Raw genomic sequence first — 17,495 nt, 5'->3', positions numbered from 1 at the left:
GAAGAAACGACGGGACATGATCCAATTGCGGTAACCGCTTGACGCAAGTGCGTCAGCGGTTACCGATTAGGATCATGTTCGGACTGAAGAGGGAGCGTCATCGTGGCTGACGGCGTCAGGAAAGACGAAGAGTTTTCGGGCACCAAGCCGGTCGAGGAGCGGCATCGTTTCGACGAGCTGCGCCTCGAAGCGTGGATGCGCGAGCACGTCGAGGGTTTTGAGGGGCCGCTGGTCGTGCTCCAGTTCAAGGGCGGTCAGTCCAACCCGACCTATCGCCTCAACACGCCAAACCGCTCCTACGTGATGCGCCGCAAGCCGTTCGGCAAATTGCTGCCGTCGGCGCACGCGGTCGATCGCGAATACCGGGTGATCGCGGCGCTCGGCAAGCAGGGCTTTCCGGTCGCGCGCGCCTATGCGCTGTGCCAGGACGACGGCGTCATCGGCGCCGCCTTCTACATCATGTCGATGGAGGAGGGGCGCGTGTTCTGGGATCCGACGCTGCCGAGCCAGACGCCGGACGACCGCCGCAAGATCTTCACCAGCAAGATCGAGACGCTGGCGAAACTGCACATGTTCGATCCCACCGCGATCGGCCTCGGCGACTTCGGCAAGCCCGGCAATTATTTCGCGCGCCAGATCGACCGCTGGACCAAGCAATATCGCGCCTCCGAGACGCAGCACATTCCGGAATTCGAGAAGGTCGCCGAATGGCTGCCGAAGACGGTGCCGGAACAGGCGCGCGTCTCGATCGTGCACGGCGATTATCGCCTCGACAACATGATTTTCCACGCGACGGAACCGCGCGTGCAGGCGGTGCTGGACTGGGAGCTGTCGACGCTCGGCGATCCCATGGCCGACTTCACCTATCTCTTGATGCAGTGGATCATGCCGGGCCTCGACGGCGCCGATCTCAAGGCGCTCAACATCCCGAGCCTGGAAGAGGCGGCGCAGATCTATTGCAACGTCACCAGGATGACGGTGCCTGATCTCAACTGGTACTTCGCCTACAATCTGTTCCGTCTCGCCGGCATCACCCAGGGCATCGCCGGCCGCGTCCGCGACGGCACCGCCGCCAACGCCAAGGCGCTGGAATCCGCCAAGCGCACCGTCCCGCTGTCGCAGGCGTCGTGGCAATACGCGCAGAAGGCGGGCGCGGTGTAATGACGACGAAGGCGCGGCTGGTGGCCGCGCCTTTCGCTTTCAGGAGTTCGTCATCCCGCACATTCCTGTCATTGCCCGCGAACCGTCACTCAGCCTGTCACAGGAATTCACCTCGGAACCGCGCGCATGATCGATCACGCCACCCTCATTGCCTACATTCTGATCGTTCTCGGCTTCGTCTTCATTCCTGGCCCCGCGACGCTGCTCACGATGGCACGGGCTGCAAGCTCTGGAACGAGGGTCGGCATTGCCACGGGCGCCGGCATTGCTGCGGGTGACGTGATCCACACCAGCATGGCGATTGTCGGCCTTTCCGCCATCATCGCCACTTCGGCGCTGCTGTTCAGCCTCGTCAAATATGCGGGGGCGGGCTTCCTGATCTACCTCGGCATTCGCGCCATGATCGACAAGACGCCGATCGGCCTTGATGGCGGCGCGCCGGCGATCACTGCGGGCCGCGCATTCCGGCAGGCCATGCTGACCGAGGTGCTCAATCCCAAGACGGCGCTGTTCTTTCTTGCCTTCCTGCCGCAGTTCGTCCGGCCGGAGCACGGTTCGGTCACCATTCAACTGGCGATACTCGGCATCGTCTTCGTGCTGCTCGGCTTACTTAGCACCGTCGTATTTGCCGTTGGCGCCGGCCGTCTCGACAATCTCTTGCGCCGCCATCCGGCCGTCGTGAAATGGCAGGGCAAGGTGGTCGGGACCATCTATTGCGCCGTCGGCGTCCGGCTGGCGTTGCAGGAGCGCTGAGGCGTCGCGCACGCGCTCGCTTGCGTAGGGTGGGCAAAGGCGCGTAGCGTCGTGCCCACCAGCTCTCCGTGATGACAGCGAATCGGTGCGCTCTTCGAGCTACGGCGGACAAGCCGCTTTGCGACCCTACGGCAACCTATGCCGCGGCCTTCGCACAATGCGCGATCAGCCGCTCCACGAAGCCTGCGCATTTCTCCAACTCGGCCATCTCCACGAACTCGTCCGGCGTATGCGCCTGCGCGATCGAGCCCGGGCCGATCACGACGGACGGGATATTGGCCATGCTCGCGAACAGGCTCGCCTCGGTGCCGAAGGCGACCTTGGCGTGGTCGTTGCGTCCGGCCAGGCTCTTGGCCAGCGTGACGATCGCGGCGTCGGCGGCGGTGTCGAGGGCGGGATAGTCGAGGATCTCCTCGAAGCCGATGCCGCAATCCGGATGCCGTGCCTTCATCGCCGGCTCGAGTTCTGCCTTGGCCCAGGCGACGATCGCATCCGTCACCTCGCGCGACTCGGTGATGCCGATGCCGCGGCATTCGAACTCGACCGCGCAAGTGTCCGGCACGATGTTCAGCGCGGCGCCGCCGTGGACGATGCTGGTGAGCAGCGTCGAATGCGGAACGTCGTAGAGGCTGTCCGTCGCGCGCATGGCCGCAAGCTTGTCGGCGCGGCGGCGGATCTCGACGATCAGCTCGGCGGCGTACTCAATCGCGTTGACGCCGTCGGGCGCGATCGAGGAATGGCGGGCAAGTCCGCGAAAGGTCGCGCGCACGCCGTGCTTGCCCTTGTGGCCGATGATCACCTTCATCTCGGTCGGCTCGCCGATGAAGGCGCCGATCGGCCTGATCTTCTTTTTCGCGACGATGCCGAGCATCGGCCGCACGCCGACGCAGCCGATCTCCTCGTCATAGGAGATCGCCAGGTGAATCGGCGTTGCAAGCCTGGCCTCCACCATCTCCGGCACCATGGCGAGGCATACCGCCACAAAGCCCTTCATGTCGGTGGTGCCGCGGCCGTAGAGCTTGCCGTCGCGCTCGACCAGCTTGAACGGATCATGGCTCCAGTCCTGGCCCACGACGGGCACGACGTCGGTATGGCCCGATAGCACGAAGCCGGGACGGTCCTCGGGGCCGATCGTGACCCACAGCGAGGCCTTTTGCCCGGTTGCGTCGACGATGCGCTCGCCCGTGATGCCGAATGCGGCGAGGTAGCTCTCGATATGGGCGATCAGCGGCAGGTTGGTGCGGTCGCTGACGGTGTCGAACGACACGAGGTCGGCGAGGAGTTTTCGAATACGATCGGGTCTTGAGCTCGGCATTGTCTCATTCTGTCAGGGGATATGGAGCACGGAATGCTTGCAGGAACCATACCAACGTGATGGCGGGATGGGCAAATCAACATCTCGACCGTCATTCCGGGGCGATGCTCAGCATCGAGCTATGGTGCGCAATTGCGCACCTGAGAATCCATCGGCCCACATCATCCATCGCGAAATGGATTCGGAATTCGCGCCTTCGGCGCGCCCCGCAATGACGACGGAGGCTACCAGCCCTTGCGGTGCCCGGCGGGCGAAACACCCGAGCCCTAGGTCAACGCCCGTCGCCGAAAATATTCCGCTTTACCGAATTTCGGAAATGGCATATGTGTCGCCGCAACCCGGCCCAAGGAAGAGGGGCGTATCGCGATCGTCACGAACGCGGGCCGGGCGGCGGTGGACGCCGATGGCATCGGCGCGAAGGGTTTTGCAGGGCGGGCAACCGTGAGCAAGGCCGTCGCGCACACGACCGGTGCAATCGGCGTACGGCAAAATCGTGTGGTCCTGGCGCCCGGGGTCTGTGCGCCAAGTGTTGCGGTGATGTGGCGGCCCGACCGGGCCCGCGCATCGATCAGCCGCAAGACGACGGGGGCAATAGTGCAACGCTCCCCGGGGAGAGCACGACATAAGCCGTTCCAACCACTGCGCAGGGAAGGCCGGGATGTCTCCGGTTGCCCTGTTCTCCGCTATGCAGCAGCACACGCAGTCTGCCCTTGGCATGGCGGTCCATGGGAGCCAACCGGCTCCCGGCCTTCCCTGCGCCTTCTTTCAATTCAGAGGGCGAAGCGACAAGCAAAGCTCGGGCGAACAAGCCGCGAGGATGCGATCCCACGTCAATCATTCACCGACGCTCTCATGCCCCGGACGCAGCGCAGCACGAAGTGATGCGCTGCTGAGCCGGGGCCCATGCAGCAGCGAGCCAGCGGCCTGCTGGGTCCCGGCTCTGCGCAGCAGCGCAAGAGCGCTGCAGCGCGTCCGGGACACGAGACCTGGGCTATACCGGCTTGCCCGTATACGGCATCGACGCGGTGAGGCCGCCGTCCACCGGGAAGGCCTGGCCGTTGACATACGAAGCCTCGTCGCTGGCGAGGAACAAGCCCATCGCGGCGAGCTCGTGTGGCTGGCCGGGGCGCTGAAGCGGGTTGAGCTGGCCGATCTTGCCCTGGGTGCCGCGCTCCTTGGCGCGGTCGAAGATCGGCTTGGTCATGCCGGTCTCGATCAGGCCAGGGCACACCGCGTTGATGCGCACGCCGGTGCCGGTGAGCGAATAGGCGGTGGTCTGCACCAGGCTGATCACGCCCGCCTTGCTCGCCGCATAGGGATGCCCGCTGGCGCCGGCCTTGAGGCCGGCGACGGACGCGGTCAGCACGATCGCGCCGGACTGCTGCTTCACCATGTGCGGCATCGCATGTTTCACCGCGAGGAACGGCCCGATCAGATTGATGCGGAGGATCTCCTGCCAGTGCTCCACGGTCTGCTCGGCCAGCGGAACGAGCCCGCCCGAGATGCCGGCATTGGCCCAGATCACGTCGAGCCGGCCATGCGTCTTCACCGCCTTGTCGATCATCGCCATGACGTCCTTTTCCGAGCCGGCATCCGCGATCATGGCTTCCGCGACGCCGCCGGCCCTCTTGATCTCGTCGACGGTCTCCTTCACCGCCTCGGTGCGATCGACCGCGACCAGCTTGGCGCCTTCCCTGGTGAACAGCGCTGCGGCGGCGCGGCCGATGCCGCTGCCGGCGCCGGTGATGATGACGGATTTGCCTTGCAGGCGGCCCATGCGATTCTCCCTCGTGGTGCCTCGCGCGGCGCTTGCCGCGCGATGGAATTTCAAACAAGATTTCAAACGGTAAAGTGTATTGAGACAGGTTCGCTCCTGACGTACAGCGACATCAGACGGGATGGAAGGGTTTCGATGGCAGGTGCAGACAAGCCCAATGTGGTCGTCACGCGATGGTGGTGGGTCCGACACGCGCCGGTGCGCAGCGACGGCGGCAACATCTACGGGCAGAGCGACATCGCCTGCGACACCAGCGATACCTACGTGTTCAACGCCGTTGCCAAGGTGCTGCCGCGCAAGGCGGTGTGGTATTCGAGCAATCTGATGCGCACGCATCAGACCGCCGAGGCGATCTGGGCGGCGGGTTATCCGAAGCCTGCGTCGATGCCATGGGAAGCGGATCTCGCCGAGCAGCATCTCGGGAAATGGCAGGGCATGAACCGCGCCGCGTTCATCGCCAGCCGCCCCGTCGGGTCGAGCTGGTTCGCCGACATCAACGAGCCCGCGCCCGGCGGCGAAAGCTTCATGGATCTCTACAACCGTACCCGTCGCACCATCGAGCGGATCAATAATGAGGCGGCCGGACAGGACATCATCGCGGTCGCCCATGGTGGCACGATCAAGGCGGCGCTGGGACTCGCGCTCGACGGCCAGCTGGAGAAGGCGCTGTCGTTCGACATCGACAATTGCTCGATCACCCGGCTCGACCATTTTGCCAGCCCCGAGCGCACGCTCTGGCGGTTGCCGATGGTGAACCAGCAGCCGTGGATTGCGGATGCTGCGCACGCGGCGATGCACCAGCCGGCGGGGCCGGAAGTCAAGAAGCTGGCGTGAGTTAAGCTGTCATTCCGGGGCGGTCCGCAGGACCGAACCCGGAATCTCGATACCAAGATCAATCTGGGAGAGACACATGACCTTGTTCGACATGAAGGGGAAAGTCGCCGTCATCACGGGATCGACGCGCGGCATCGGGCTTGCGATCGCCGAGCGCATGGCCGAGCATGGCGCCAAGGTCGTGATCTCCTCGCGCAAGGCCGACGTCTGCGAGCAGGTCGCCAAGGGCATCAACGACAAGTTCGGAAAAGGGACCGCGGTCGCGGTCGCCGCCAACATCTCGTCGAAGGAGAACCTGCAAAACCTCGTCGACGAGAGCAACCGCGCCTTCGGCAAGATCGACGTGTTGGTCTGCAACGCCGCCTCCAACCCATATTACGGTCCGCTCGCCGGCATCTCCGACGATCAGTTCAGGAAGATTTTGGACAACAACATCGTCGCCAACAACTGGCTGATCTCGATGGTGGTGCCGCAGATGATCGAGCGCAAGGACGGCTCGATCATCATCGTCTCCTCGATCGGCGGATTGAAAGGCTCGACCATCCTCGGCGCCTACGCGATCTCGAAAGCCGCCGACATGCAGCTCGCGCGCAATCTCGCCTGCGAATATGGCCCGCACAACATTCGCGTGAACTGCATCGCGCCCGGCCTGATCAAGACGGACTTCGCGAAGGCGCTGTGGGACAATCCGGAGAACCTGAAGGCCTCGACCTCGCGCTCGCCGCTGCTGCGCATCGGCATTCCCGACGAGATCGCGGGCGCGGCGGTGTTCCTGGGATCGAAGGCCGGCGACTTCATGACCGGCCAGACCATGGTGATCGACGGCGGCGCGACGATCAGTTGAGGCGATAGAGCGTCGAGGCGGCACCCCAGCCCACCCAACAACCGGTGTCATCGCCCGCGAAGGCGGGCCATCCAGTACTCCGTAGCTGAAGTTGTGTAAACGAACTGCCGCCGCGGAGTACTGGATGCCCCGGTCAAGCCGGGGCATGACAGTGTTTGTGGAGAAGCAGCGCCGCGCGTTAGCGCGGACCTCACTCCACCGCCGCGTAAACCAGATCCCGCACCAAGGTCCGCGTGTAGTCGCGCTGTCCCGGTCCCTGGCTCATGAACACCGCGAACAGATCCTCCTTCGGATCGATCCAGAAGAACGTGCCGGCGATGCCGCTCCAGAAATACTGGCCGACGCTGCCGGGGAACGGCGCGATGCCGGCCTCGCGGCGCACGGCGAAGCCGAGACCGAAGCCGTGGCCGGGCGAGAGCAGGGTGCCGTTGGTCTGAACGTGCGGCCCGAGGTGATCCGATGCCATCAGCTCCAGCGTCTTGCGCCCGATGATCCTGTTGCCGTCGAGCGTGCCGCCGTTGCGCAGCATCAGGCAGAAGCGGGCATAGTCCATCGTCGTTGAAACGAGACCGCCGCCGCCGGACTCCATCACCGGCTGCTCCAGCATGTTGAACAGCGCGACCTTGTCGCCGGTCCAGGGATCGGCCGCGAACGGCTCGGCGAGCCGGCCGGCATTGGCCTCGGAGGTCGCAAAGCCGGTCTCGGCCATCTGCAACGGGGCGAGCACGCGCTCGGTGAGGAAGGCGCCGAGCGACTTGCCGCTGACGACCTCGATGATGCGGCCGAGGATGTCGGTGGAGCGGCTGTAGTTGAACTCCGCGCCGGGCTGGCAGACCAGCGGGAAGCTCGCCACCAATGCGGCATGCTCGGCGTTGCTGATCTTGCGGCTGCGGACGCGGGACTCCTGATAGAGCTTGTGCACGGGGCCGTCGCCCTGGTGCTCGTAGGTGAGGCCCGAGGTGTGGCGGAGCAGGTCCTGCACCGTCATCGGCCGCGCCGGCGGCACCAGATCCAGCTTGCCGTCCTTGACGATGCCGACCTGCTGGCTGGCGAATTCCGGGATGAACTTGGCGACGGGATCGCTGAGCAGGAGGCGGCCGTCCTCGACCAGCGCCATGACGGCGACCGACACGATCGGCTTGGTCATCGAGAAGATCCGGAAGATCGAATCACGGGCCATCGGCGCGGCGGCCGCCGGGCTCTGCCTGCCGAGCGCCTCGAACCAGCCGACCTGGCCGCCTCTCGCCACCAGCACGGTGATCCCGGGAACGGTTCCCTTGTCGATCTCGCGCTTGAAGGCGTCCGACATGGCCTGCAGGCGCGGACGTGACAGCCCGAGCGTCTCCGGGCGGGCCTCCGGCAGGGGCGAGGTCGACGGCGCGATGTTGGCCTGTACGGCGGCTGGAGCGGTCGCTGTGGCGGTCATGGGCACTCCCGGTTGCTTCTTGATTATCGGCAATGGACTGTGGCCCAGAAGCCCCGGCACAAACAAGCGAAGCCGGCGCGGTTCACCCTTGCAATCCGGCCGCTCTCTGTGCTTGAAAGCGCGCCTGATCCCAAGGCGACGCGGGGTCTGTAGGAGTGTAGCTCAATTGGTAGAGCACCGGTCTCCAAAACCGGGGGTCGCAGGTTCGAGCCCTGCCACTCCTGCCAGATAATTCAATGGCTTAAGCGCCTCTTGTCTCGACAGAGGCCGACCTGGACCTCAGCCCTCGCCCAAATGGGTCAACCTCCCCAAGATTCCGGCAAAGCGGTTGTTGACGATGGCCGCGATCGATGTGTCCGCTGCCCCCTTGTCCAAGGAGCAAGTTGAGCTGGTGCCCCGAGCGAGGCCCGCCGGCTCTGGCGGGCCTTATCCATGCGGACGCAGACCCTAGTAGCGGTCGTAATAGCCTGGCGGGTACCTGTGCCGGTGCGGCCGGTAATAACCCTCGGGGGCATAATGTCTCGGCGTCGGCCTCACATAGAGGCCGGGGGCGTGCTGGCCGTTGGGATAGCAATAGCCGTTCGAATAGTTGAAGTCATAGCCCCGCGGACACCAGCCGTTTCTTCCCGGGAACTGGACTTGTTGAACCAGAGGCTCCTGGGCGGGCGCGGCCGATACTGGTCCAAGGGTACTCATCGCCAGCACCACGGCTTGAATAAGCACAGTTTCTCTCCCTCTTTGGTCGATCCTGTAACGAAGGGCCAGGACGCGAGTTCCGGTAAGGGAGCTTATAGCGCCCTCACGCGCAACGGCTGTTGAACGGTATATTCACCTGCCGTTCAGGCGAGGAGCGCGGGCGAGGCGTCGCCTAGCGCGCCGGGACCCGCCCTGCGCCGCGGGGAAGCTGGCTGAGATCGACGTCCCGGATGGGAACGCGGCGCAGCAGCGAGACGATGGTGCCGCCAAGCTCGAAATAGGTGCGCAGCCGCAGCGCACGGGATGACCCCTTCAACTCCGCGTTCAGGCTCACGGGCACCTGCACGTAGCTGAGGCCGAGCTGGAGCAGCGAGATCAACGCGCAGATCTGATAACCGTAGCCGTCGGTCTTCACCGCGATCTGGCGCAGCCATTTCACGGGGTAGACGATCATGCTGTGGTAGTCGGACAGCCAGAAGCCGAACAGGCAATTCAGGATGAACCGCAGCGAATGCGATTGCAGCGAGCGGTTGACCGAGCGGTCCGACTGGTTGTCGCGATGGGTAATGACGAGGTCGGCGGCGCCCGCTGCCTTGAACATCCGGGCAATACCTTCGTTCTGGAAGGCGTGATCGCCGGGAATGAGCGTGATGGCTTCGAATTTCGCGCGCGACAGGGCGTATTCGAAGCCTGCACCGACGCCCCGCCTTTCGGCGTTGTGCTGCACGATGATGCGCGGATCGCCGGCGGCGAATTCGTCCATGATCGCGCCGGTGGCATCGGTGCTGCCGTCGTCGATCAGGAAGATTTCGAAGTCGTCGAGCAGCTCGCAGGCGAGCGGCAGGACGCCGCCAATGGTGTCGGCGATCTTGTCCTGCTCGTTCAGAGCAGGGATGACGATGGTAAGCCGCTTTGCCGCCCTGGAAGGTGTCATCTCTAGCTGCCTGTTGCCGGCCCCTTTCGACCGGCGGCCCCCTGACGCAACTCTAGGTCATAAGGTCTGGGCGAACAATAAGGCCCCCGCAGATTAGACCTGCACAACCGGCACGAAACCGGTGATGTGTGTATTTCCCGCAACTAGTCGGAAAAATCGTAGAGACTGGTGTCGCCGATGCCGAAAGCGCGGCGCAGATGCCCGACGCGGGCTGCCATGGCCCGGCCGGCGGCCGTCGCGGCGAAGTGCGAGTCGAGCGGCTCGACCAGGCCGCCGTCGACCAGGTTCCCTATTCGTCCCTGGAACAGAGCTGGAACCTGCCGTTCGGCGATGTCGGAAAGCGGTGCGCTCCGCCGCGGCCGGTCGACGAGACCAAGCAAAATCTCCAGGGACACCGATTTGTACACTGCGCCAAAAGCGAAGACGTAAGCCATGACGCAAAACCCGAAGATCGACGCAGCGTCCCAATACCTGAATTGCGCGACGACGAAGATTCCGAGCATGACGCCCAGACCATGCGTGACGATTGCGGCGATCGCGAGCAGGGTTACGGGTGCAACCGTCCAACCGCGCGCGCGGGCTATCAGCTGCAAGGCGGGCGACAGCAGGGCGAAGCTAACCGCGGCGAGGAGTCCGACAATGAAGGACATCGTGGTTGCTCACCCAAGCCCGGTCGACAGGCGAACCAACTTGACGAGGCGCGCGACGGCGACACCTCTTGCCGTCGGAGCCAACTTGCCGTCCGCGGTGATCACCAGCCTCGCACCGACCAGGAGCTTCAGGCGATTGTGCGTGAAGGTGCCGAGATCGCCGCCCTGCATGTAGGCCACGGCCCATTGCTCGAGGGTTAGTGGACGGCCGGCCTTGACCAGTGCCGTGAGCAGCGTCAGCGTGAAGCCCCAGGCCAGCAGGCTGAACAGGATGTAGAAAAACATCATCGCAGTCGCCAGCAGGAACAGGCCGCCAAGCACGTCGTCGAAATGGCGTTGCCCGGGAAGCGCGATACAGGCGATCGCGTAAAGGGCCATGACACTGAGGCAGCCGAGCCGGAAGCGGCGACCTGATCCGCCGGTGGCGGCGATGCGCGCATAGCACAGCAGCAACAGCGGCAGCGCAAGACTGAGACCAATCGCAGCGGCTTGCGCGGGGCCCGGTAGCATGTTCATTGCGGAAAATCGTCCCGGACGCCTCTCGGTCCAGCCAGTGCGAAATTCTATAGGAGGTCGCATTTTTCCGGTCAAGGGAGCCCGTCGGCGCGCCCTTGCGGACCTCACCCGGGCATGCGAATCCTTGTCGGCGATACCGTTCCTCCCTCCGAGATGCCCCATTGCCGCGTGCGATCGTCGTCCTCCTTGCCGTCTTGTTGGCTGCGCATGCACCGATGCTCCTGAACGACGGTCTCTTCATGGACGATTGGCTGGTGCTCAAGCCGCGTCCGGACTATTTCATCGATATCGACTTCCTGCTGAACGGCGCCGGTCACCCGATCTTCTACAGCTACGACAGGTTCGCGAACTGGACGGGAGCACCGGTCGCCGTGATGGTCTCGCTGGCGTTTGCCGGGATTGTCTTCGGTGCGACATCGCTGGCGTTGACCGCAAGGCGTCTCGGTCTGCTCGACCGCGCCGAGGCGGTCGGTTTCGCGTTGAGCGTCTGGACCTATCCCGGCTACCAACTCTGGGCCGGCAAGGCGAACGCGGTCTACGTTTTCAGCTTCGGGCTCCTGTTCGTCGGGGCCTGGTTGTTGACGCTGGCCTTCAGTGCCCGTGGTCCGCGGCGCGTGCTGCTTCGCCTCGCCTGTGCGCTCGCGTTCCTGCTCGGTTTCGCGCTCAACTCCACGATCGTGCTTTTTGCCTTCGTGATGCTGGGCCTCTTCGTTGCGATCTGGCGTGGCGGCAACGCCGCGGACGGCTTCGTTCGCCGCAGCTGGCTCGCGGGATGGCGTTGTGCCGCAGGTTATCCGGAGTTGATCGCGCTTCCCTTGATCTACTGGGGCACGCTCAACATCTGGTTCAAGCGGATGGGCGTGTACGCGCAGCACTATGACGCGCATTTCCCGACTCTCGGCGAATTGGCGAGGGGATGGTGGGCATTTTTCGTCGCGGGTTACCGGGACGTTATGGCGAATGCGGTGCGCGCGGCGATCACGATCCCGACGCTTTTCATTGCGGCGGCGGTGCTCGCCGGCATCGTTGTGCTGTTGCTGCGTTCCGACACGAAGCCGGCTGCATCCAGGCTCGCGATCTTTCTGCCGCTCATGCTTGCCGTCATGCTGTTCCTCGCATTGGCATCGCCCTATCTGATCGCCGGCCTGCGGCCGTCGTCCATGCATTTCTACGAGAGCCGTCATCTGCTGATGTTCGGCGTGCCGTCGGCGCTGGCGCTGCTCGCAGTCAAGCGGCTGGTCGAACGCTGGACCAGCCCTCGCTTGGCCTTTGCGGCCGTATTCGGGGCGGGGCTGATCGTGTCGATCGGCATGCTGTGGACCAACTACATCTTCATGCAGGCGAGAACGCTGAAGCAGGAGGCTCTGGCGCGCGATCTTGCCGGTCGGGCCCAGCCCGCGGCGACGGTCTATGCGCTCGACGACGGTTTCTTCGACTACCCCTCACGGCATGTGCCGTTCGGCCTCGCCGAAGTCACCGGCATGCTCCGCCTTGCCTGGGGAAATCAGCCGTTCTTCGGATTTGCACTGCGCGCCGAACGGCCCGACATCCTGCGCAGCATGGACGAAGCGCGCAAGGCTCCGGGAAGCGCCTTCCATCATTTTGATCCGTCGGGACCGCAGGCGACGATCTCCTTCCAGCCGGGGCCGGGAGCAGCACCGAACCCGGTCCTGGTGCGGAAGTACTACGCGTGCCGCTTGCTGGCGCGCTGCGACGTTCCGGAGTTCCTGGCGCAGCTCGCGCAGGTCACCATCAAGCTTGGGCCGATCCCGGGGATCCTGCCGATCGAGAAGAATGCCGCGCCTGAAGCGCGATGAGGATGATTCAGCCGCCAGCCCACTGTTTCCAAACCGTTTCCGCAAGCGCGATGTCGGTGACCGAATCCGCGCCGGAGGCCAGCGGTGTACTTCGCGTGGCGACATCGGAAACGAAGACATCGGCCTGACGCCGGAAGGCCCAGCTCGCACCACCCGTCAACCGCGTGCGTTGACCGTCGCGATCGACAACCACCTCCGCCTCTTGCGCGGCAAAGGGTGGGGGCAGCTCCAGCGTCACCGCGCCGCGTTCGAACTCGATCGTCAGTCCCTCGCGCCAAGCTCCGTCCGACCCGCTGACGAGATCGAGCGTGCAGGCGGTGCCGTCGAAATCGAGAACGATGCGCCCGGCCCCCGAAGCCTCGATCGCGCTTTCGGCGACCGCGGGCGACGATCCCAGAAAATAGCGCGACAGGTTGATGATGTGGCTGAAGACGTTCAGAAAGTTGTCGTAGCCGGGACGTATCGCGCGCGGCATCCAGTCGGGGCCGTCCTGCCAGAGCGCGATTCCGTCCGGTCGCGCTTCGTCCGTCATCACGAAATTATCTTGCGACCGCCCCGTATCGCCGCCGAAGCACCAGCCCTTTGCCCGGACGATGCGTCCGAGCGAGCCGTCATGACGCAAGCGCGTCAGCACCTCAAGCGCCCGTGCCACGCCGGCGTCGTGACGCTTCATGTAGCCGATGCTGTAGACGAGGTCTTGCCGCCGTGCGGCTTCGGCCAGCGACATGGCCTGGGCGGTCGTGTAGGCCATCGGCTTTTCAGAGAGCACGTGCCGGCCGCTGTTGAGCGCGTCCAGCACGATCGGGCCAGTGGCGCGGCGCTTGGTCACGACCACGACGGCGGATACCGCGCTATCGGCGAGCAGCTCCCGGTGCGAGCCGTAAGTTCGCGAGATGCCGAATTTCTGCGCGGCCGCAGCCGCCAGATCCGGCCGGAGGTCAGCGATCGCGACGACGCGACAGGCGGGATTGGCGGCGAAATTGGCGAGGTGGCACATCTGGCCGACCATGCCCGTTCCGATGATGCCAATGCCTGGCCTCAATGGCTGCGCTCCCTCAGCGCTTCCGGATAACGAGGAAATGCGCCGGCTGTCCCCAGATGTTGATGAAGGCCGAATCCGACCGGGCGAGGGCGGCGACGGCGGAGACGTCCCGTCGCCCGATCGCAGCAAAGATGTGATAGAAGCTGTCGAGAGTAGCCGTGATGGCTTCGATGTCGGCCGCGTCGTCGGCGAGAATGTCCGTGGTGCCAATCGTCTCGCGCAAGGAGGCAAGGCCCGCGACGACGCGCGGCAGGCTCTCGCCGAAGGGATCGTCGATCATTGCATCGACGTCACGAACCAGCGCCTCGATCGACGCGGAGATCGCCTGCACGGCATCGGCCTTGCCGACCAGATAGAGCTTTCGCCCGCCGAGGAAGCTCAGGCGGCTGCGATCGAGATGGCGCGCGGCGCGACGCAGCTTCTCGTCACCGGGCAGAACCTTCTTGTGCCAGTAGATGTCGAGGCTGTCGCGGTAGGCCGGCCATGCCGAATGGACGTCGAATCCCCTGTCGTGCGCGGCCGTGCACAACGCGGTCGCATCGAGGAAGTAGCGATGCCGGACGAACGGATTTTCCAGCACATCCATCAGCCAGGATTCGAAGCTGCGGGTGTGCGGAATGCTGTTCCACTTCGCCTCGAACAGCATTTTCGCCGTGTCGAGGGCGGCGTGACCGGTCAACACCTTGCCCGCCGCATGCATCGCCTTGAGCGCGAGCTCGAAGAAGCCGCCATAGCGCTCGTAGTAGGAGACGACGGCGTAACCGTCGGGATTGAGCAGGCGGTGAAAGACGGCAAGCCACTTTTCGCTCGGCTGCACGGTGTAGATGAAACCCTCGGCATCGATGATGTCGAAACGGTGGTCGCTGGTGAAGCCCTCGACGTCGGCCAGCGCGAGTTCGCGAAGACGTCCGGTCAGGCCGAAACGGGTGAAATAGGCCTCGATCTTCGGGTGCGCGAGCCGGTTCGGTTCGGCGAGCGTCATGTTCGCGCCCCAGCCGGCGAACACCAGCGCATTCTCGCCGGAATCGGGGCCGAACTCGAGCACCTCGGCATCGCGAAACAGTCGCGGCGGCAGCACCAGCTTGTCCGAAAACAGCTCGCGCCGCTGGGTGGCATAGGCCTCGAGCTCGCTGGACGATTTGAAGTTCCCGAACGTCGGCAGGACGTCCTGACGTTCGTAATAGTTGAAGAGCTTGTCGTCAGCCATGCCGCGACCCTGCGGCCGCCTCGAGACGGTCGAGCTCGCTCCAGATGTCCGAGGGTGCGAAAATCGAAACGATCTGCAGCGGTCGCTTCACAGTCTCGCGCAGCCGGCTGCTGACCTTGGCCTCGTTCTCCTCGTTCACGGCGAGAAGACAGACCAGCGGCCCGGACTTGCCTGCGAGCTCCTCGGGCGCACGGATTGGAATGCCGGTGCCCGGCAGGAACAGTCCCTGGCGCTCCTTCTGGTCGTCGACGGAGAGATCGACGAGATCGGCCAGCTCGTGGGCGTTGGTGAAGGTGCAGGCGCGGCAGCCGGCGCCATAGATGGCGATCTCCGCGCCGTTGGCGCGGGCCTTCGCCAGAATTGGGCGGAGACGCGCGCCATATTCTCTCGCGCGCTGACCGAATTTCTCGCCGACCCCGGATGGCGCAGGCGGCGGCGTCACTGCGCCCTTGGCACGGCGGGCCGCGACGGCGAGGCTGCCGCCGCTGAAATTGTATGTCTTCACCGACACTGCCTCGAAACCGTGGCGCGCCAGCAGGGCGAGGAGGGTCGGTTCGGTGAAATAGCTGACGTGCTCTTCCCAAAGCACCGAGAGGTCACCCGCGGCTGAGCCGGGCGCGAAATCGGGCACGTCGATGAACAGCAGCCCATCCTCCTTCAGCGCGATCTTCACGCAAGCGAAGAAGTTCTCGAAATCGACGATGTGCTCGAGCACCTGGCGCGATATGACGAGGTCGAACTTGCCGGACTGAGCGACCGCGTCGTGGGCCATGTCCGGGCTGAGCATGTCGGCATAGACCTTGATGCCGCGCTCGCGGGCGATCTTGCCCGACACCGGATTGGGCTCGACACCGACCATGATCTTGGTGCCGCGCTCGCGCAGCTTGTCCATGAACAGGCCGTCGTTGCAACCGATCTCGAACACGGATTGATGCTTGGAGAATTTCGCAATGGTGTCGAGCTCGTCGGCCTGATGCGGCTCAGGCTTCCAGCTGCTGAAGTTGTAGTTGAACTGGCGATACAGAATTTCTGGATCGATCGGTTTGACGATCTGAGGCAGGCCGCAATCGCCGCAGGCCAGCACTTCGAACGGATACCGTTCCTCCTGCTCGTTTCGGCTATGCCGAAGGCGATGCGCGATCGGCATCAATCCGAGGTCGATGACCGGACGCAGGTTGGTCGAGTGGCAAAGGCGGCAATGGTCGGTCACTGGTCTGGCTCTTTGCAGGAACAACATGGGGGCAGAGCCCCGGGTGAAACTCCGAACTGGCTGAAGGCTATATAGTGGCTCAGCCTGCGCCACAATTCCTAAGTTGCCCTGTCCCTGCGCCACCAGCGGCCGGGACAGCGCCGCGCCACAGCAGGGGCGGCTTCGATCGATGGCATCCGGCTCGTCGGGTTGCCGCGGCAGTTCCGTGCGGTTGCACCTCCTTCAGCTCCGCGCAATTACCGCTGATGGAGCGGTGGAGCAGTATCATCCGGTTCGGCGCCGTAAGTCGTACGCTCGGGCGCAAGCAGCCACACAGCGCCCCCGATGAATCCGACAATGAGATTGCCGAGCCCAAGCAGGATGGATATTGCGAGCGCCTTGTCGGATGCGATGCCGACAAGCCCGAGCGCGCCGACCATCGCTCCTTCACGAATGCCCCATCCTCCGATGGAAAGCGGGACGGCGGCCGCCATGATCACCAGCGGTACGAGGACGAATGCGTCGAGTGCGGACAACCCGGCGTCCAGCCCGATCGCCAGGGCATAGGCCGCCGCGATGGTCAGGAGATGAACGACAATAGCCGAACCGAACAAGGCTTCACGTCCTGCTCTCGCGAGTAGCGGAGCCTCGAGCAGCGCCGCAAACTGCATGACCCGGACGGGAAGAATGGCGGTCACTCGGGCCGACAACCGGCTCAACATCATGAGGACAATTGCGCCGGAATATGCGGCAGCGACGATCGCTGCGATGGCAAGCAGCAAGACGTTGTCATGGATGCGCGACATCAGGAACGGCATTCCCGCCAAGATGAGGAAGCCGAGGGTCAGAAGGCCGATGAACCGATCTGCGACGATGCTGCTCAGGGTCTGCGACCACTTGATTCCATGGCGCCGCAACATCCATATGCGGATCGCTTCGCCGCCGGAGGGCAACACCTGATTGAACCAGGCGCTGGCAAGTACGATGCGCCATCCGGCCACCCAATCCAGGGACACGCCGATCGCGCGGAGGATGAGAATCCAGCGGTTGCACAGGGCGAACGTCTGCGCGAACAGCAGCACCATCGCCAGCGCGAGCATGTGTAATTCAACGGCGAGAAGGTCGGCCTTGAGTGACGAGAGATCGAGGTCGCGTGCGACCAGAACGATAATGCCGGCTGAGACCATGAACTTGGTCAGGACAATGATCGTCTTCTTGCCAGGAGGCATCGTCAGCCCGTTCCACCCGTCAGCAGCGAGTCCTTCCCGGCGTCGCGCATCGGCTGGATGCGAGCGGCCGGAGGAGAGCGATCGGGAGCCATAGTATGAGCATTG

Annotated in this window: 16 protein-coding genes and 1 tRNA gene; 6 read left to right on the top strand and 11 right to left on the bottom strand. The window is 64.3% G+C overall.

What is annotated here, in order from left to right:
- The first annotated feature begins 102 nt into the window (after positions 1-102).
- Positions 103-1,161 (top strand): phosphotransferase family protein, encoded by a 1,059-nt coding sequence (locus DCM79_RS15490; protein ID WP_257180579.1) that lies wholly within the window; start codon positions 103-105, stop codon positions 1,159-1,161.
- A 126-nt stretch (positions 1,162-1,287) separates the two neighbouring features.
- Positions 1,288-1,914, top strand: coding sequence for a LysE family translocator (locus DCM79_RS15485; protein ID WP_257180578.1), 627 nt, complete (start codon positions 1,288-1,290; stop codon positions 1,912-1,914).
- Between the two features lie 136 nt (positions 1,915-2,050).
- Here DCM79_RS15485 and argE read toward each other — a convergent pair whose 3' ends face one another.
- Positions 2,051-3,229 carry an acetylornithine deacetylase gene (gene argE, locus DCM79_RS15480; protein WP_257180577.1) on the bottom strand — a complete coding sequence of 393 codons (1,179 nt, stop codon included), beginning with the start codon at positions 3,227-3,229 and terminating at the stop codon, positions 2,051-2,053.
- Between the two features lie 991 nt (positions 3,230-4,220).
- The gene (locus DCM79_RS15475) at positions 4,221-5,006 is read right to left on the bottom strand and encodes an SDR family NAD(P)-dependent oxidoreductase (protein ID WP_257180576.1); all 786 of its coding nucleotides are present in this window, start codon (positions 5,004-5,006) and stop codon (positions 4,221-4,223) included.
- Between the two features lie 135 nt (positions 5,007-5,141).
- On the opposite strand from DCM79_RS15475, the gene DCM79_RS15470 reads away from it, so the two are divergent.
- Complete coding sequence (locus DCM79_RS15470) at positions 5,142-5,840, top strand: histidine phosphatase family protein (protein ID WP_257180575.1); 699 nt, start codon at positions 5,142-5,144, stop codon at positions 5,838-5,840.
- 76 nt (positions 5,841-5,916) lie between these two features.
- The gene (locus DCM79_RS15465; protein WP_025037031.1) at positions 5,917-6,684 is read left to right on the top strand and encodes an SDR family NAD(P)-dependent oxidoreductase; all 768 of its coding nucleotides are present in this window, start codon (positions 5,917-5,919) and stop codon (positions 6,682-6,684) included.
- Positions 6,685-6,874: 190 nt separating this feature from the next.
- On the opposite strand, the gene DCM79_RS15460 is transcribed toward DCM79_RS15465, so the two are convergent.
- A complete protein-coding gene (locus tag DCM79_RS15460; RefSeq protein ID WP_257180574.1) occupies positions 6,875-8,110 on the bottom strand; it encodes a serine hydrolase in 1,236 nt (411 codons plus the stop codon).
- A gap of 151 nt (positions 8,111-8,261) precedes the next feature.
- Here DCM79_RS15460 and DCM79_RS15455 point away from each other — a divergent pair.
- Positions 8,262-8,337 (top strand) — tRNA-Trp (locus DCM79_RS15455).
- 220 nt (positions 8,338-8,557) lie between these two features.
- Here the strand turns inward: DCM79_RS15455 and DCM79_RS15450 are convergent.
- The 4 genes from DCM79_RS15450 to DCM79_RS15435 form a co-directional block, all read right to left on the bottom strand.
- Positions 8,558-8,833: a hypothetical protein gene (locus DCM79_RS15450; protein WP_257180573.1), complete on the bottom strand. Its 276-nt coding sequence runs from the start codon at positions 8,831-8,833 to the stop codon at positions 8,558-8,560.
- 145 nt (positions 8,834-8,978) lie between these two features.
- Positions 8,979-9,740 (bottom strand): glycosyltransferase family 2 protein, encoded by a 762-nt coding sequence (locus DCM79_RS15445; RefSeq protein ID WP_257180572.1) that lies wholly within the window; start codon positions 9,738-9,740, stop codon positions 8,979-8,981.
- A 143-nt stretch (positions 9,741-9,883) separates the two neighbouring features.
- Positions 9,884-10,390 carry a hypothetical protein gene (locus DCM79_RS15440; RefSeq protein WP_257180571.1) on the bottom strand — a complete coding sequence of 169 codons (507 nt, stop codon included), beginning with the start codon at positions 10,388-10,390 and terminating at the stop codon, positions 9,884-9,886.
- A 9-nt stretch (positions 10,391-10,399) separates the two neighbouring features.
- Positions 10,400-10,906 (bottom strand): hypothetical protein, encoded by a 507-nt coding sequence (locus DCM79_RS15435; protein WP_257180570.1) that lies wholly within the window; start codon positions 10,904-10,906, stop codon positions 10,400-10,402.
- A 215-nt stretch (positions 10,907-11,121) separates the two neighbouring features.
- Between DCM79_RS15435 and DCM79_RS15430 the strand changes: the two genes are divergently transcribed.
- Positions 11,122-12,723, top strand: coding sequence for a hypothetical protein (locus DCM79_RS15430; RefSeq protein WP_257180569.1), 1,602 nt, complete (start codon positions 11,122-11,124; stop codon positions 12,721-12,723).
- A gap of 7 nt (positions 12,724-12,730) precedes the next feature.
- Here the strand turns inward: DCM79_RS15430 and DCM79_RS15425 are convergent, their stop codons facing one another.
- The 4 genes from DCM79_RS15425 to DCM79_RS15410 all read right to left on the bottom strand — a co-directional run bounded on the left by DCM79_RS15425 (position 12,731) and on the right by DCM79_RS15410 (position 17,390).
- Complete coding sequence (locus DCM79_RS15425; protein ID WP_257180568.1) at positions 12,731-13,765, bottom strand: Gfo/Idh/MocA family protein; 1,035 nt, start codon at positions 13,763-13,765, stop codon at positions 12,731-12,733.
- A 13-nt stretch (positions 13,766-13,778) separates the two neighbouring features.
- Entirely contained in the window at positions 13,779-14,972 is a 1,194-nt protein-coding gene (locus DCM79_RS15420; protein WP_257180567.1) for a class I SAM-dependent methyltransferase, read from the bottom strand.
- Positions 14,965-16,182, bottom strand: coding sequence for a class I SAM-dependent methyltransferase (locus tag DCM79_RS15415; RefSeq protein ID WP_257180566.1), 1,218 nt, complete (start codon positions 16,180-16,182; stop codon positions 14,965-14,967). The genes DCM79_RS15420 and DCM79_RS15415 overlap by 8 nt, the downstream gene beginning before the upstream one ends.
- A gap of 236 nt (positions 16,183-16,418) precedes the next feature.
- Entirely contained in the window at positions 16,419-17,390 is a 972-nt protein-coding gene (locus tag DCM79_RS15410) for a lysylphosphatidylglycerol synthase transmembrane domain-containing protein (RefSeq protein ID WP_257180565.1), read from the bottom strand.
- Positions 17,391-17,495 lie beyond the last annotated feature (105 nt).

This window comes from Bradyrhizobium sp. WBOS07 (assembly GCF_024585165.1).
GTDB lineage: Bacteria > Pseudomonadota > Alphaproteobacteria > Rhizobiales > Xanthobacteraceae > Bradyrhizobium > Bradyrhizobium japonicum_B.
This window is presented reverse-complemented; position numbering and strand designations above follow the sequence as displayed.

Coding starts and splice junctions, on each gene's coding strand:
- DCM79_RS15475 (WP_257180576.1), bottom strand. CDS start 5,006: ATGGGCCGCCTGCAAGGCAAATCCGTCATCATCACCGGCGCCGGCAGC.
- argE (WP_257180577.1), bottom strand. CDS start 3,229: ATGCCGAGCTCAAGACCCGATCGTATTCGAAAACTCCTCGCCGACCTC.
- DCM79_RS15460 (WP_257180574.1), bottom strand. CDS start 8,110: ATGACCGCCACAGCGACCGCTCCAGCCGCCGTACAGGCCAACATCGCG.
- DCM79_RS15420 (WP_257180567.1), bottom strand. CDS start 14,972: ATGGCTGACGACAAGCTCTTCAACTATTACGAACGTCAGGACGTCCTG.
- DCM79_RS15440 (WP_257180571.1), bottom strand. CDS start 10,390: ATGTCCTTCATTGTCGGACTCCTCGCCGCGGTTAGCTTCGCCCTGCTG.
- DCM79_RS15430 (WP_257180569.1), top strand. CDS start 11,122: ATGCTCCTGAACGACGGTCTCTTCATGGACGATTGGCTGGTGCTCAAG.
- DCM79_RS15410 (WP_257180565.1), bottom strand. CDS start 17,390: ATGCCTCCTGGCAAGAAGACGATCATTGTCCTGACCAAGTTCATGGTC.
- DCM79_RS15470 (WP_257180575.1), top strand. CDS start 5,142: ATGGCAGGTGCAGACAAGCCCAATGTGGTCGTCACGCGATGGTGGTGG.
- DCM79_RS15465 (WP_025037031.1), top strand. CDS start 5,917: ATGACCTTGTTCGACATGAAGGGGAAAGTCGCCGTCATCACGGGATCG.
- DCM79_RS15485 (WP_257180578.1), top strand. CDS start 1,288: ATGATCGATCACGCCACCCTCATTGCCTACATTCTGATCGTTCTCGGC.
- DCM79_RS15435 (WP_257180570.1), bottom strand. CDS start 10,906: ATGAACATGCTACCGGGCCCCGCGCAAGCCGCTGCGATTGGTCTCAGT.
- DCM79_RS15445 (WP_257180572.1), bottom strand. CDS start 9,740: ATGACACCTTCCAGGGCGGCAAAGCGGCTTACCATCGTCATCCCTGCT.